The 15554-nt window shown below is 44.1% G+C and carries 12 protein-coding genes; 6 read left to right on the top strand and 6 right to left on the bottom strand.

The window, feature by feature from the left end:
* The first annotated feature begins 216 nt into the window (after window positions 1–216).
* Both SJY28_RS12515 and SJY28_RS12510 read left to right on the top strand, forming a co-directional pair.
* A complete protein-coding gene (locus SJY28_RS12515) occupies window positions 217–1107 on the top strand; it encodes an alpha/beta fold hydrolase (RefSeq protein ID WP_379544704.1) in 891 nt (296 codons plus the stop codon).
* Window positions 1108–1175: 68 nt separating this feature from the next.
* Entirely contained in the window at window positions 1176–1964 is a 789-nt protein-coding gene (locus tag SJY28_RS12510) for a CPBP family intramembrane glutamic endopeptidase (RefSeq protein WP_379544702.1), read from the top strand.
* Between the two features lie 81 nt (window positions 1965–2045).
* On the opposite strand, the gene dusA is transcribed toward SJY28_RS12510, so the two are convergent.
* The 3 genes from dusA to SJY28_RS12495 all read right to left on the bottom strand — a co-directional run bounded on the left by dusA (window position 2046) and on the right by SJY28_RS12495 (window position 6333).
* A complete protein-coding gene (gene dusA, locus SJY28_RS12505; RefSeq protein ID WP_379544700.1) occupies window positions 2046–3029 on the bottom strand; it encodes a tRNA dihydrouridine(20/20a) synthase DusA in 984 nt (327 codons plus the stop codon).
* Window positions 3030–3160: 131 nt separating this feature from the next.
* Window positions 3161–4468, bottom strand: coding sequence for an MFS transporter (locus tag SJY28_RS12500; protein WP_379544698.1), 1308 nt, complete (start codon window positions 4466–4468; stop codon window positions 3161–3163).
* Between the two features lie 230 nt (window positions 4469–4698).
* A complete protein-coding gene (locus tag SJY28_RS12495; protein WP_379544696.1) occupies window positions 4699–6333 on the bottom strand; it encodes a phospholipase D family protein in 1635 nt (544 codons plus the stop codon).
* A gap of 446 nt (window positions 6334–6779) precedes the next feature.
* Between SJY28_RS12495 and SJY28_RS12490 the strand changes: the two genes are divergently transcribed.
* The 4 genes from SJY28_RS12490 to SJY28_RS12475 all read left to right on the top strand — a co-directional run bounded on the left by SJY28_RS12490 (window position 6780) and on the right by SJY28_RS12475 (window position 10682).
* Window positions 6780–8054 carry an O-succinylhomoserine sulfhydrylase gene (locus tag SJY28_RS12490; protein WP_379544695.1) on the top strand — a complete coding sequence of 425 codons (1275 nt, stop codon included), beginning with the start codon at window positions 6780–6782 and terminating at the stop codon, window positions 8052–8054.
* A 111-nt stretch (window positions 8055–8165) separates the two neighbouring features.
* A complete protein-coding gene (locus tag SJY28_RS12485) occupies window positions 8166–8495 on the top strand; it encodes a YbaB/EbfC family nucleoid-associated protein (protein ID WP_045445429.1) in 330 nt (109 codons plus the stop codon).
* A gap of 117 nt (window positions 8496–8612) precedes the next feature.
* On the top strand, window positions 8613–9206 hold the full coding sequence (gene recR / locus SJY28_RS12480) for a recombination mediator RecR (RefSeq protein ID WP_057760773.1): 594 nt from the start codon (window positions 8613–8615) through the stop codon (window positions 9204–9206).
* 135 nt (window positions 9207–9341) lie between these two features.
* A complete protein-coding gene (locus SJY28_RS12475; RefSeq protein WP_379544694.1) occupies window positions 9342–10682 on the top strand; it encodes a ribonuclease D in 1341 nt (446 codons plus the stop codon).
* A gap of 80 nt (window positions 10683–10762) precedes the next feature.
* Here the strand turns inward: SJY28_RS12475 and SJY28_RS12470 are convergent, their stop codons facing one another.
* From SJY28_RS12470 to SJY28_RS12460, 3 genes are all read right to left on the bottom strand, one after another.
* Window positions 10763–11452, bottom strand: coding sequence for an esterase/lipase family protein (locus SJY28_RS12470; protein ID WP_379544693.1), 690 nt, complete (start codon window positions 11450–11452; stop codon window positions 10763–10765).
* 209 nt (window positions 11453–11661) lie between these two features.
* Entirely contained in the window at window positions 11662–14559 is a 2898-nt protein-coding gene (gene gcvP, locus SJY28_RS12465; protein ID WP_379544692.1) for an aminomethyl-transferring glycine dehydrogenase, read from the bottom strand.
* Window positions 14560–14623: 64 nt separating this feature from the next.
* Window positions 14624–15382, bottom strand: coding sequence for a nitroreductase family protein (locus SJY28_RS12460; protein ID WP_201547807.1), 759 nt, complete (start codon window positions 15380–15382; stop codon window positions 14624–14626).
* Window positions 15383–15554 lie beyond the last annotated feature (172 nt).

The raw sequence follows: 15554 nt of genomic DNA, 5'->3' as shown, positions 1-15554 counted from the left end.
TGCTCAGCCTTAATTGTATGCAATACCAAATAAAAACCTTGGTCTGAGTGATAGCCTGATTAAATTAGCTATAAACATCAAACACAGTCGTCAAACTTGTCATATAAACATGATTGGTTTTGATTAGGGTAGTTTTGATGCTGTTGGTTTTGATAATGGTACAAGGTTCTATCATTAAAATAATATATAACATAAACGATCCCACGAGAGTCTGTCATGAGTGATGAAATAAATTTGCAGTCCTTTGCTAAACTACCTATCTCTAAAATAACCAATAAACCTGTGCTGCATTTTGCTCATGCTAATGGAATGCCAAGCGCGGTATATGAGCCGTTTTTTGAAGGTTTATCAGAGTTTTTTACGATTGAATATATTGCGATGTTGGGCGATACGCCTGATTATCCAGTAGATGATCATTGGCGCAGTCTGACGCAGCAAATCATTGATAGCGTAAACAGTACCTGCGAAAAGCATGACGTTGCACAGGTAGTAGGAGTGGGGCATTCGCTTGGGGCTATGTGTACGTTGCAGGCCACGTATCGTCAGCCTGAATTATTTGCACAAGCAGTACTTATGGATCCGCCTTGGATTTATGGCAAAGTCAGCTTGTTATGGCATTTGGCAAAGACAGCAGACAGGTTGCCGCTTATGAATAATCGTCTGATGGACAAACTATCACCGGCTGGCGTGTCCAAGCATCGCCGTGATGTGTGGGATAGCCGGGATGAAGCATATGAGAAAATGCGACATAAAGGGTTTTTTAAGAATTTTGATGAGCGTAGCTTTCAAGGGTATATCGATCATGGCTTGCATGAGCGTGCTGATGGCAAAGTGACATTGGCTATCCCTAAAGCCAGCGAAGTCGCTGTGTTCCGTACCAATCCATCTTGGTATTGGCTGGCACCGAATCGTGGCCCCAAAGTACCTGTAACTTTAATCATTGGTCAAGACAGTATTTTTTTGAAACGTCGCTTTCCGCAGCAGATAAAATCGCGCTTGGGTATTCCTTATGAAACTCATGAAGGAGGGCATATGTTCCCACTTGAGCATCCAGAGTCTGTCTCAATGCAGGTGCTAGGATTGATTAAGCAGCAACTGTCCACATAAACGCGACATATCATTAGTCATGTTTGTAATGGATATGAGCTGCCAGAGTATTTTTAAGTGATATCTTTATGCCAAAAAACCTAACTGTGCCATCTAGTACGACTGTCTCACCTAAGTCTCTGCCGCTATTTTCGCGCGTGGGTACATTCGTGCTAACAGTAGGAATGGTGCTTGCATTTTTTATCAGTCAGTTGGTAGGTGTTTATGTCGCTGGCAAGCTGGTATTACCTGCCGATGAAAGGACATCGATAGGGCGGATATTCTATTTTGGTAGTAATGATGGAACAGTCGTGAGCCTGTCTATACTTATCGGCTGTGTATTGCTAGTGGCAATTAGCGTGCTTATCATTCGTTTGAAAGGTGGCAGTCTGCGTCAATATTTAGCACTAAAGCCGTTCTCACAGTCGGTGGGTATAGGGATGCTTGGGCTACTACTGATATTTATGATTGCCAGTCAGGCATTGACGTATGTACTTGATATGGCGCCACTGGTGTTTGTTGACCCTCTTTATCAGTCAGTCAGTTCGGTTTGGCTATTGGTCTTTGCTATGGTCGTCATCGCACCAATTTATGAAGAGGTTATCTTTCGTGGTATATTGTGGTCAGCCATCGTAGAACAGTTCACAGCACCTTCATATTCAGCGAATCATGGGGCGATTGTCGCCAGCATTGTGACAAGTTTGATATTCGCTGTTATCCATGTGCAGTATGGTATCTATGAGATTAGTACCATCGTAGTGTTGGCATTGATATTTTGCTATGCACGGATTAAGTCAGGCTCGCTATTACTGCCAATCGTACTGCACATTGTCAATAATGGTGCAGCGATGTGGCAGTATATTGCGCAAGCGGCATAGATAAAATGCTGACCACCACGATGGCTGGCATGCGAATTCTATCGAGACAGTTAGATATGAAAATTTGGCTACGCGTTAGGATTATGCATCAGGATTTAACGATAGCACTTCATCGGCCGCTCGCTTAATATCATCAATCGTAAGCTGAGGTTTGCCGCTCAATGCTTGACGCCATTTACGCGCGCCCATCAGACCTTGGAAGAGTCCCAAATAATGCCGTGTCATCGTTGGCAACGCTTCGCCTTTTGCAATTTGTTCTTCGAGATAGGGATATAGCTGCGCTAAAATCTCTGAGCGCTTAGGTATTGTCTCAGGAGTTGCCTCATCCCATAAGCTATTGGCCTCTGCTAATAGATACGGGTTGTGATAAAACGCCCGACCAATCATCACGCCATCGATATGCTGTAGGTGCGTTCGGATGTCCTCAATTGTATCGATACCACCATTGATTTCAATATCTAGCTCAGGAAAGTCCTGCTTTAGACGGTACACATCATCGTAACGCAGCGGTGGTATCTCGCGGTTTTGCTTAGGGCTGAGACCCTGCAACCATGCCGTACGCGCATGTACGATAAAGCGGGTACAACCTGCTGCTGCCACTGTCTGCACAAAGTCCACCATAAACTCATAACTATCAAAGTCATCGATACCAATACGATGTTTGACCGTCACTGGGATATCGACTGCAGCTTGCATGTGCTTGACCAAATCAGCAACGGTCTGAGGTTCTGCCATCAAACAGGCACCTATCTTATTGTGCTGTACGCGATCTGAGGGACAACCGACGTTGATATTGACTTCATCATAGCCATACTGCTGAGCAAACTCTGCGCATTGTGTCATCTCACTGATGTCTGCTCCGCCGAGCTGCAATACAAGAGGGTGTTCAAGTGTATCGAAGCGCAAATGCCGTGCTCGATTGCCATGAATCAATGCACCAGTACTGATCATCTCGGTATAAAGATAAGTATGTGGATTAAATAATCGCGCAAAATAACGATAATCTGTCGTAGTCCAGTCGATCATTGGCGCAACTGAGAGGCGTTTGTTGGTCATATCAACCATGATGATTAAGCCTTAATATTTGTGTCTTAAATAAATGGAGAAGGTGCAATGGATGAGACAACCCATTGCACCTTAATTTCAAGCGTTTCCAGAGCTTCAAGCGTTATGCTAAGCGGCGATTAACTATTTACTTATACAATAACGTGGTCAATCTTTTTCAACTCGGGCAAATTATAAAAATAAAGCCCCATGATAATACCGATAAAGCCAATAAAGGCAATGTACAGTGCTGGTGAAAAGCTGATTAGAGTCGTGGCGTATCCAAGACCAAAAGGTATCAGTACACCCACGATACCCTGTGTGACATTGTTGCAAAAGGCAACGCCAGTCAGACGTACATTGGTCGGAAACAGCTCTACAAGGATAGCAGGGACCATACCAATCACGCCAGCACAGAAGCCCAAAATCGCATACATAATTAATATATAATCACCGCCCGCCTGTAAATGGTAAAAGAACGCCAGCATTTGGGCAATTAGTAAAATTGAACCGATTGCCAACACTTTACCAAAATTCTCGTGATTAGAAATCATCCCATAGAATATACAGCCAAAAATTATAAATATGATGCCCAAGCTATGGGAAAATCCGAACAAATCACTGTCCAACGAAAAGTTTATCTCTATCAAGTCTGGTAAGAGCAAAATGATGACAGTAGAAATACTAGAGATTACTAACGTCAGCACCATACCGATAAAAAGAGAATGTTTGCAGTGTTTAAAAAGCAACGTAAGCGGCTTGCCTGCATTTTTACCTGTCTTCGTCGGTTTTACGAGTGCCAAGAAGAAAGGCGTCTCTCCAACCAATCGCCACACCAATAACGGCAAAGCACTTAGTACAGCGGCCACTAAAAATGGCAAGCGCCATCCATACTCGGTTAACTCGGCTGTGGTCATAAAGCTAGAGAGCCACATAAAAAATGCATTTGAAAATAGCACACCTACAAAGAAGCTGGCAGTCACGTAGCTACAAGCCACAGATAAATACTGTCTGGGCACATGCTCTGCCACAAATACCCAAGATAAGGGAACATAAAGTCCGTATGCCATACCCTGTATGATTCTTAACAAAATGAATAAAGCAGGTGCAAAGATGCCCCATTGTGCATAAGTGGGCAAAAATGCCATTGCTAGGAGACTACATGCGGTAACTATTATACTTAGCAATAAAACGGGTTTTCTACCTTTTATATCACCATAACGACCGATGAGAACACCTCCGATTGGACGTGCTAAATAACCGATAACAAAAAGCCCCATTCCTTGCAGTTTAGCAACTCTAGGGTCAGCATTAGCAGGAAAAATCGCCGCTGAAACAATATCTGAGATATACAAGTAAATCAAAAAATCAAAAAATATCACAGCGCTGATGAAGCTAATGAACATCACTATGTTTTTGTCTTTAGTAGACATTAGGGCGTATTGAGAACGAGACGGCATAATAGATCACATATCCACAGAGTAAAGTGGTCATTAAGACGATCATCGTTTGGATAACCGGCCATGGTAAAAACGGCAAATCAAGATATATAAAAGATGATTTGCCGAAACAATAAGTTGGGTGTTTAAAATAAAAGTGTTTGAATGGTACTTTGTTTACTTAATACAACTGAGTCGCAAAACTAAATATTCTAGTGGTCTAGAACTGTCGAAATTAATAAGTTATGTATTTACAACAGCCAGTCAATGGGCAACCAAGACATAATGGTTAGCCAAACATGGTCACCCATGTCTACTCGTGGCTCGGAGTCATAGACTACTTTTTCGCCTTTCTCCATGGTGTGCCATTGCAGGTTGCCATTTTCTAGTAGCTTGACTTCATACGCTTGATTTAATAGGTCGTCGCTCAAAGCACCATGCAGCTGCCTTGCTAGTTCATCATCATTAATGATTACACCCATTTCGGTATTGATATTGGCAGAGCGTGGGTCAACGTTGTATGAACCGATAAAGACTTGATAATCATCTACTGCGAATGTTTTTGCGTGCAAACTGGTTGAAGATTGACTACGTGCTCGCCACAGTTTGTTATCACGTTTTTCTTCAGCAGCGGTCGATTTAAGCTCATATATTTTGACGCCTGAACGAAGCAGGCGAGGTCGCCACTGGCTATAACCAGAATGAACGGCAGTCACATCGGTCGCATCAAATGAGTTGGTTAATATCTTAATATCGACACCAGCTTCAGCCAGTTTAACCAACGTATCGACGCCATCTTTGGTCGGTACAAAATAAGAAGAAATAATCGTCAATTTCTTGGTTGGGCTACCAAGCAAGTTACGCAGCTGATGAACCAGGTTGGTATCGGCAGGAACTGTTTTACTTAGTTTGCCCACATCATCACTTAAGAACTGCATGTCGGTCCAACGGAAAGGCACACGCTTATTAATCAAGTCACTATCAATCGTAGAGTCTTTGATCGCAGCCTTATAAACCGTCAAGCTGCTGCCTTCGTTGTTTTCTTCATCCAGACCGAGCTTATCTAAGGCCTTTAAAAAATCAGGCGTAACGTCATCATCAAATTTTGCTAAGGTCTCGATATCAAATGATAAAGGCGATGACCAATAGTCATAAAAACTGTTATCAATATCTGCGACGACTTTACCAATAAGTAAGACATCCAAATCTGCAAATTGGCTGCTTTGATCATTACTAAGGTATTCGTTGCCGATATTACGCCCACCGATGATAGTAATCTGCTTATCAAAGGTCATGCTCTTATTGTGCATGCGGCGATTGATACGTGGCAAACCAGTCACATAGTTCAACGTCGGAAACTTACGATGCATCAAAGGATTGATAATACGCACCGCGATATTGGGATGACTGGCAAAACGTAATAAATGCTGGTCGAACTTGGCACTATTATTAAAATCATCTAGCAGTAAGCGCACGATTACGCCGCGTTCAGCTGCGTCCCATAAGTCTTTTAACAGAAGCTGCCCAGCCTGATCGTTATGCCAAATATAGTACTGCGCATCAATATTGCGCGTGGCCATATCTGTCAAGATGCTACGAGCAGCAAAAGCATTCGCTCCGGTCACGATCGGATGATAACCAGATAAGTCAGGATGAATATCGTTCTGCGCACTAATAGCAGAGACCAAATCAGTGCTGCTGGTCTTAATCGTCTCACCTTGCGTCGTTTGCTTATCTGAATATAGCGCCTCTACACGTGCTGATAGTGCTTGGCTTTCCGGTAAATGTGGCTGCTTTGGCAAACTCTGGCAAGCACTAAGCCCTAAAGTCAGTCCTAGGGTTAGGCTCAACGATAAGCTGCTTGGTTCTATACTGAACATCGACATAACGAATTTACCTTAATGAGCCTAAGTGTACTGATAAATAATGATTCTGAGTGCTTGAAACACTCTTGTTAGATGAATTACCAAACTGTTGTTGTATTATGCGTGGCAAAATCTAAATCGTCGCTAAGCTTAGCAGCTGTTGTGATATCTGCCTATTATAAATACGTTATTTTTGTTAGATTTAGCGCACAAAATCATTGTTTTTTAAGTAGTGTTTAATTATATATGTGGTAGATTTTAAGCATTAAAATTGATACGTCTTTAGTATTCGAAAATAATATTTAGTGGCCATTTGAAACCAGCTGTGCGGAATAAGTCGACATGATATGATAACGCTGATGAATTCGGTCGATAATCAGAAGAATAAGCAGTCATTTTATTTCAATTAAAAGACCAACCAATAAAGTATTAACCAATAAAATACCAACCAAAGTAACGGAACGTTTATGAGTCAGTCGCAAAACCATGATGAGAGCAGTTTGAACAAGTTAGATCCAAACTGGCGCAACGATGCCTTAGATTTAGGGCTTGATTATGGCATGCAGACCATCGCAGTGCGGGCAGGTCAACACCGTACGGACGAAGGCGAGCATTCAGAACCTATTTTTACCACCAGCTCTTATGTTTATCGTTCAGCCGCTGATGCTGCTGCTCATTTTGACGGTACAAAAACAGGCAATGTCTACTCTCGTCATACCAATCCAAGTGTACGTACTTTTGAGCGTCGCTTGGCTGCACTAGAAAACGGTGAACGCGCGGTTGCAACGGCCTCTGGTATGGGCGCTATTTTGACCATGTGCTTGGCATATCTAAAAGCGGGCGACCATTTGCTAGCGGCCAACCAGTTATTTGGCTCATCTATCGGCCTATTTAATAATTATATGGCCAAGTTTGGTGTTGAAGTCAGCTACGTTGATTGCTTCGACAATGAGGCATGGGCCAATGCGGTTCAACCAAATACCAAGGTGATTTATTGCGAAAGCCCAAGTAATCCATTGGCACAGATTTGCGATATCGGTTATTTGAGTCAGCTATGTAAAGCCAACGACATATTACTCGTCGTTGATAACTGCTTTGCAACGCCAGCATTGCAGCGCCCGTTAGATTTGGGTGCGGATGTGGTCATTCACTCTGCGACCAAATATTTAGATGGTCAGGGTCGCGTGTTAGGCGGTGCGTTGGTCGGCAGTGATAAACTGATGCAAGAAGCGTTTACCGTAGTGCGCTCAGGCGGTATCAGCATGAGTCCGTTCAATGCTTGGGTATTTACTAAGGGGCTTGAGACGCTCAAATTGCGTATGCAAGCGCATTGCCAAAATGCCAATCAAGTGGCAGAATTTTTGGTCAATCATCCTAATGTCAGTACTGTGCATTTCTCAGGCTTGAGTGACCATTCTGCGCACGAACTTGTCACACGTCAGCATCATATGAAGGACGGTTACGGTGCTATTATGGGTTTTGAAGTCAAGGCATCTGATAGCCGTGATACCAAAGAAGCGGCGTGGCATGTGATTGATTCAACCCAAATGGTCTCTATCACCAATAACTTGGGCGATGCCAAAACCACGATTACTCATCCTGCAACCACGACGCATTTCCGCTTAACTGCTGAGGCTCGTGCCGAAGCTGGCGTTAAAGACGGTCTGATTCGTCTGTCAGTAGGTTTGGAAGATGTGGAAGATATTATCAAAGACTTGGCACGTGGTTTAGACAGTTTGTAAAGATAACGGTATAATCTGCACTAACGCATTGCATTAACTTTACGTTATTAATTATTCATTACTATACGCACTAGCATAAAATACAAACCATAAATAACAAAAGAGGCAACTATGAACATTCAAGCATTGATGCAACAAGCACAAACGATGCAAAAGAAAGTAGAAGCGAACGTTGAAAACGCTAAGAAAGAACTTGCTAACAAAGAAGTGCAAGCAGAAGCGGGCAGTGGCCTAGTTAAAGTAACGATGACTGGTCGTCATGTGGTTAAGCGTTTGACTATTGATCCAAGTCTGTTAGAAGATGAGCCAGATATGATTGAAGATCTTATCGCTGCTGCTATCAATGATGCGGTTCGTCAAGCAGATGCACTGTATGAAGAAACGATGGCTGGCGCGACTTCAGGCATGGGTCTGCCACCAGGTATGCAAGGCATGTTTTAAGCATTAAATACTTCATACTAAAGATAAAAATGGGGTTGTTATCGATACGATACGACCCCATTTTTATAGCTACGATTTATAAATTCAGTTAGATAAAGTCAACTAAAGGAAGCTACTTTGCTTACAGCCAAATTTGATCAGCTGGTCAAACAGCTGCGTATATTGCCAGGCGTCGGTCAAAAAAGTGCCCAACGAATGGCCTTACATCTGCTCAGTAAAAAACGCCCACAAGGCATGGCGCTCGCCCAAGCACTAGATGAAGCCATGCGTGATATTGTTGAATGTCAGCGTTGCCATAGTTTTAGTGATGAGGCTGTATGTCCGCTTTGCCAAGATGTTAGACGTGATGACAGTCTGCTATGCGTGGTCGAGACAGCAGCAGATGTGATGGCGATTGAACAGACAGCTGGTTACCGTGGTCGTTATTTTGTGTTGGGCGGGCATCTATCGCCAATTGATGGTGTCAGCGCCGATGATTTAAATATTGATCAGCTAGTATGGCGAGTGAAGCAAGAACCTGTCGAAGAGCTAATACTGGCAACAGGTACGACTGTCGAAGGTCAGACTACGGCGCACTTTATCAGTGAGGCTGTCAGTCGTCATGTCAATAAAGTGACGCGTTTAGCACAAGGTGTCCCGATGGGCGGCGAGCTTGAGTATTTGGATAGTATGACGCTTGGTCAAGCCATGCAAAATCGTTCTTTTTTATAATGTTTTGATTGCTTCAAAGTCTTACCCAATTCATTTCTTGGAATTGCTATAATTACTTTATTATCGTTTATCTTTTAATTTTATTAAGGCGCGGTTTAGCGTTTTATTTTCTCCTATTAATGCAGGTATCTGCCCGTGTCCAATAACGTTTCAAACGTCTCAGCTCAATCAAATGCTGCTGATATCAATGATGGCTCATTACAAGAAGCCGCTAATACTGAGCCAATGTCAGCAGCCGCTTCATCTGAGTCAGTGTCTAACACTCCAGATGCTGAGGTGCTAGATATTGATGCACTGTTGGATATTGCCGATGACGTTGCTATTACTTGGGTACGTAAGCAAGGCGATTTAGATGAAGTTATTGATGCCTTAGCAACTTGTGGACGCGTGGCCTTAGACACTGAGTTTATTAAGCGTGATACTTATTATCCGCGCTTGGCACTCGTGCAGCTGAATACTGGCGATCATGTTTATTTGCTGGATGCACCACAGTTGCAACTGGCTGATCTTTGGGAAGCGCTACGCAAAGTAGATGTGGCTATCTGGCATGCCTGCGGCGAAGATTTGGGTATTTTTTATCTATTGTCTGGCTGTCCACCGTTGACCAATATTTTTGATACGCAAATTGCATTGTCTTATCTGACGGGTCAATTGCAAATGGGGTATCAGCAGGCACTGGCTGATCAGCTAGATATGCATATTGATAAAGAACATAGTCAGTCTGATTGGCTCCAGCGCCCGTTGACAGATGAGCAAGAGCAATATGCCATCGACGATGTGCGTTATTTGCCAGCACTGTATCTCAGTATCGAGCATGCGCTTAAGGCGCAAGGGTTATATGATTATGTTTGGGCCGACTGTCAGCTCTATGCCAGTGATTTGTATGACACGCAGCACGTCGAAGATGAAGCGATGTATCTCACGATGGCAGATTATCGCTATAACTCGCAGCAAATGGCGATACTCAAAGGGGTGGCTACGTGGAGAGAAGAGCTGGCTCGTGCGACCAATCAACCCCGCACCTTTGTGATAAAAAAACAAGCAGTACGTGAAATTGTCACTGAAAAACCAAACAGTATGCGCGAGCTGGCACACAAAACGACCATGCACCGTAGTATGCTGCGACTATATGGCGAAGAGCTGCTGAAAGTAATCAGAGATGCCAAAAGTCTACCGCCTACAGAGCATCCAGACTGTCTAGTGCCACCATATCGCTCAAAAAATAAAGTATTATCAAAAGCAGTGCAGCAAGCAATTGATGAGCATGCGCGCGATATCGGTATACCTGCCAGTGTATTGATGCGTAAAAAATGGCTAGGACAATTATATGAAGTGGTTGCTCTTGCTAAAGATGTGAGCGAACTACCGCAAGGGCTAAAAGGTTGGCGTAACGACTGGGTCATTAAAACCTTAATTCCAGTCATTAAAAAGCATAAAACAGAACTACAGCAGGGCATGGGTATCCGTGTTCAATAAGGAATCGTTCGATAAGGCAGCGTTCGACAAGACTGCAAACTGACACTCAAGTATTCATACAGCTCTTATTCATACAGTTCTTAGCGTTTAAATCGTCCATGCTCTAAAAAGTATTGAGTCTGCTCGGCGACCTCTGGGTTCACTAGCATGCCAGTATGTGAGACTGGCATGACGATATGATCAGCTGCAGACTCTATTTTCGTCTCTTCTATATATACTGTCCCGTCATGTGCAAGCTGCTCGTTAAGGGGTGGCTTGTCAGATTTACGCAGTTTGCGATTATGATATTGCAAAAATAACTGACCTAGACCATAAGGACGGTTGCCAGCGATAACGCCTAACGTTACGTGTTTGGGCAATGGCGCGACTGTGCCGTCGAGGGCGTCGACATATGAAAGACCTACGACAGCAGGAGTCAGTCGCCAGATATAATCTGCACAAACACTGCCTATATGCGGTGTCCCTAGAGTCACGCAACGTCCAATTTTCCATTTTGGATACTGAGCGACAAAATCACGAATGATTAAGCCACCTAAACTATGCCCGACCAAATCTATAGGTTGATCTGGGTGATGATTTGTTTCTAGCCAGCTATTTAGGCGAGCGCTATTGGTTTTGATACCATCACGCATACTACGGTAGCCATACTGATGGGTATCAAATCCTGCTGCTTGCAGGCGCCTGGCTAATGGCCGCATGATCCATGGGGTTTGATGCAACCCATGAATTAGAATGACGCGAGTTTTTTGTTTAGGCGCTTTATGTTGCATAACAGTATCCAAATGATTGCTTCAGAAATTTAAGATAAATAGCTTATTATCAATATAAGCTTTTACTGCATTGAGTTTTTATCGTTTATTTTATTTATAATATTACCTGCTAACGTAGTAGATAAAAAGTTAGCAAAATAAAAACCTCCAAGTCAGCTGCTGACTTGGAGGTTTTTTGACAATAAACGAGCTGTTATCAAAAATAATAATTACATATAGTTTTCGATACTTGGGCAAGAGCACATTAGGTTCTTATCACCATATGCATCATCGACACGCGCGACACTTGGCCAGAACTTGTTTGCACGAATGTACGGCAGTGGGAATGCAGCAGTCTCACGGCTGTAAGGATGCGTCCACTCTTCGCCAGTAATCATAGCAGCCGTATGCGGTGCATTGACTAATGGGTTGTCTTCTAGCGTCCAGTTATCTTCACCAGCTTTGGCTTTCATGGCTTCAGCTTTGATAGATTTTAGCGCACTGATAAAGCGATCCAACTCTTCTTTTGACTCAGACTCTGTTGGCTCAATCATAAGAGTGCCAGCGACTGGGAAGCTCATCGTCGGTGAATGGAAACCATAATCCATCAAGCGCTTAGCGATATCGCTTTCCGTGATGCCAGTTTCTTCTTTTAACGGACGAATATCGATGATACATTCGTGAGCTACGCGGCCGTTTTTGCCAGCATATAGGACAGGGTAGTGACCTTTTAATTCAGCAGCGACGTAGTTGGCGTTCAGTAATGCCAGCTCCGTTGCTTTTAATAGACCATCACGGCCCATCATAGCAATATACATCCACGAAATAGGCAAGATGCTCGCTGAACCGTAAGGTGCTGCTGATACTGCTGAGCAGTCTTTTTGTGCATTGTGTACAGGGCTCAAGGTATGGTTGGCCATAAATGTTGCCAAATGCGCTTTCATACCGATAGGGCCCATGCCTGGACCACCGCCGCCATGCGGGATACAGAAGGTTTTGTGCAGGTTCATGTGTAGTACATCAGCACCAACGTCTGCAGGCTGCATCATGCCTACCTGAGCATTCATGTTCGCGCCGTCCATATAGACCTGACCGCCATGTTTATGGGTCAAATCACAGATATGACGGATGCCTTCTTCGAATACACCGTGCGTCGATGGATAAGTGATCATTAGCGCACCTAGGCGATCGCTGTATTCTTCACATTTGGCGGTTAAGTCGTCGATATCAACGTTGCCGTTTTCATCAGTTTTGACCACGACCACTTGCATACCCATCATCATGGCAGTAGCAGGGTTGGTACCGTGCGCCGACATAGGAATCAGGCAAACATCGCGATTGGTTTCGCCTAGTGACTCATGATAACGGCGAATCGCTAACAGACCAGCATATTCACCAGAAGCACCAGAGTTTGGCTGCATAGAGACATCATCAAAACCAGTAATGGCTTTTAATTGATCTTGCAAGCTATCGATCATTGCGATATAGCCAGTGACTTGGTCACGCGGTGCAAAGGGATGCACGTTGGCAAACTCAGGCCAAGTAATCGGTAGCATTTCACTGGTGGCGTTTAGCTTCATGGTACAGCTACCCAGTGAAATCATGCTGCGGTTCATCGCCAAATCTTTGTCTTCAAGCGACTTTAGGTAGCGTAGCATTTCATGCTCGGTATGATGCGAGTTGAATACTGGATGAGTCAAGATATCATCGGTACGCAGGTGTGCGCTATCTAGAGAGACGCGAGCTGTTTCAGGTAGATCGTGTGACTTGTTGACGAATAGCTGAGTCAAGGTGTTGAAGTCTTGCTGATCGCTGGTTTCACTAAAGGCAACGCTCAATTTGGTGTCGTTTAGACGCCATAAGTTATAGCCAACGTTGTCTGCATTTTTGAAAATTTGAGTAGCAAGCTTCTCTGAACCACAATCAACCACGACTGTATCGAAGAATTGATCATGTACCACGCTCAAGCTGCTGTCGTTAGATTCTGTGATAGCATCAGCAAACGCAGTGGCAAACGCATGAATACGAGTAGCAATACGGTTCACGCCGCCTGGGCCATGATACACAGCGTACATACCAGCGAGGTTGGCCAGCAATACTTGTGAGGTACAGATGTTTGAGTTGGCTTTTTCGCGGCGGATATGCTGTTCACGCGTTTGTAGAGCCATACGTAATGCAGTATTGCCTTGAGCGTCTTTTGATACGCCGATGATACGACCAGGTGCTGAACGTTTGGCTTTGTCAGAGAATGCAAAATAAGCGGCATGTGGGCCACCAAAGCCCATTGGAATACCAAAACGCTGCGTGCTACCTAGCGCTACGTCAGCACCCATGTCAGCTGGTGATTTCAATAGTACCAAGCTCATGATGTCACTGACGACACTGACGTAAGTCTTGTTTTCTTTTACTGCACTGATGACGTCTGTTAAGTCTTTAACGTCACCTTCAGCACCAACATACTGGAATAGTGCACCAAAATAGTCGCCAAATTTAGCGGTTTCAAAATCACCAACAACGACTTCCCAACCGAAGTATTTAGCGCGAGTATTAATAACATCTAGCGTTTGTGGATAGACGCGCTCATCGACGAAATACTGTGTTGATTTACTTTTGCTTACGCGCTTTGACATCGCCATCGCTTCTGCCGCTGCGGTCGCTTCATCAAGCAATGACGCACCAGCCAGCTCAAGACCAGTTAAATCGATACATACTTGTTGGAAGTTCAGCAATGCTTCTAGACGACCTTGAGCGATTTCCGCTTGGTAAGGCGTATAAGCGGTATACCAACCTGGATTTTCGAGCACATTGCGCTGAATGACAGCTGGCATACGAACTGGAGAGTAGCCTTGACCGATATAGCTCTTATTAACAGTGATGTCGTCTGCCATTGTGCGTAGTTTGGCAAGTGCAGCGTGCTCACTCATTGCTACTGGCAAATCCAATTCTTTGTGCAAACGTACTGGCTCAGGCACAGTGTCATTGATAAAGCTTTGCATATCTTTATAACCAACAGCGCTGAGTAGGTCAGCTTGCTTGGTCTCATTTGAACCTAAGTGGCGATAGACAAATTCAGCTTCGTTGAACAATCCTTGAAAGGTATCAAATGATGGGTTTTGAGAGATAGTCATGACAATCCTTGGTTAAGGGAGTAATAAACAAAATAGCAATTAAGGGAATAGTGTGAGCGATACGTTATACGTAATGCACAAACTGTTTTTGATCAAAACGGAACTGGGTGTTGTAAACGCCATTGTCAGCACGTTCACCTGCGCCAATCATCATAATGATATGCTGATCGTCGCCTAGGCCTAGTAATCGCTTCATAGCAGGCTCATCGAAGCCGCCCATAGCACAGCTATCAAATCCATGAGCACGTAATGCTAGCATGAGGTTTTCGGCGGCAAGTGCGGTGTTATTGGTTGCCCAGTTTTTGGTGTCTTCAAACGTATAATAAGGCGATTTGATCGGGCCCTTTACGCGTCTGACCACTTGCGTAGCACCCCATTTCGCAGCCGAAACCACGTTGGCTGGGCCGCGCAAGAAGTCCATCGTGACGACTTTGTTGTAGTAGTCTTTCACTTTCTTTGGCACTGGCTGATCAGGGTATTCGCGCAATACTTGCTGAGCGTGATCATGCCAAACATCAGTACGAGCAACGATGGCAATCAAACGGGCTGATGTTTTTGCGGCGTTTTGATTCATGCAGTTTTTGACAGCGCGTTTGCGATTGTCAGCATCATCGATAACATAAAATTCCCACGGCTGTAGGTTGCTAGAGTTTGGCGCTAGCATGGCCAAACGCAGACAGTCTGCCAATACGTCGTCAGGGATGGGCGTGTCAGTAAAACGGCGCACGGAACGGCGTGACTCTACGATATCGCGAAAGGCTTGTAGCTGCGGCGTATGGTTTGGCGTGGCGATGGGGTCTTTATTATCGGTGTTGGCATTCATATTAGGATCCATGCTGAGAATTGGGTTATCAGTTTGCGTCGTTATTGATAGCACGTATTCATTGGGATTCGAATAGGTGATCAATACGAGTCAATGAGATAACGCTTGGTAGCAATAACATCGGACGATAATGATTGTTGGAGATCTATATATAAAGCTACTTTCAAATAAC

Source organism: Psychrobacter sp. R86515 (assembly GCF_042466315.1).
GTDB lineage: Bacteria > Pseudomonadota > Gammaproteobacteria > Pseudomonadales > Moraxellaceae > Psychrobacter.
This window is presented reverse-complemented; position numbering and strand designations above follow the sequence as displayed.

Excerpts from the sequence above, each read along its gene's own strand:
- SJY28_RS12515 (WP_379544704.1), top strand. The coding sequence starts at position 217 with ATGAGTGATGAAATAAATTTGCAGTCCTTTGCTAAACTACCTATCTCT.
- SJY28_RS12510 (WP_379544702.1), top strand. The coding sequence starts at position 1,176 with ATGCCAAAAAACCTAACTGTGCCATCTAGTACGACTGTCTCACCTAAG.
- dusA (WP_379544700.1), bottom strand. The coding sequence starts at position 3,029 with ATGGTTGATATGACCAACAAACGCCTCTCAGTTGCGCCAATGATCGAC.
- SJY28_RS12500 (WP_379544698.1), bottom strand. The coding sequence starts at position 4,468 with ATGCCGTCTCGTTCTCAATACGCCCTAATGTCTACTAAAGACAAAAAC.
- SJY28_RS12495 (WP_379544696.1), bottom strand. The coding sequence starts at position 6,333 with ATGTCGATGTTCAGTATAGAACCAAGCAGCTTATCGTTGAGCCTAACC.
- SJY28_RS12490 (WP_379544695.1), top strand. The coding sequence starts at position 6,780 with ATGAGTCAGTCGCAAAACCATGATGAGAGCAGTTTGAACAAGTTAGAT.
- SJY28_RS12485 (WP_045445429.1), top strand. The coding sequence starts at position 8,166 with ATGAACATTCAAGCATTGATGCAACAAGCACAAACGATGCAAAAGAAA.
- SJY28_RS12470 (WP_379544693.1), bottom strand. The coding sequence starts at position 11,452 with ATGCAACATAAAGCGCCTAAACAAAAAACTCGCGTCATTCTAATTCAT.
- gcvP (WP_379544692.1), bottom strand. The coding sequence starts at position 14,559 with ATGACTATCTCTCAAAACCCATCATTTGATACCTTTCAAGGATTGTTC.
- SJY28_RS12460 (WP_201547807.1), bottom strand. The coding sequence starts at position 15,382 with ATGAATGCCAACACCGATAATAAAGACCCCATCGCCACGCCAAACCAT.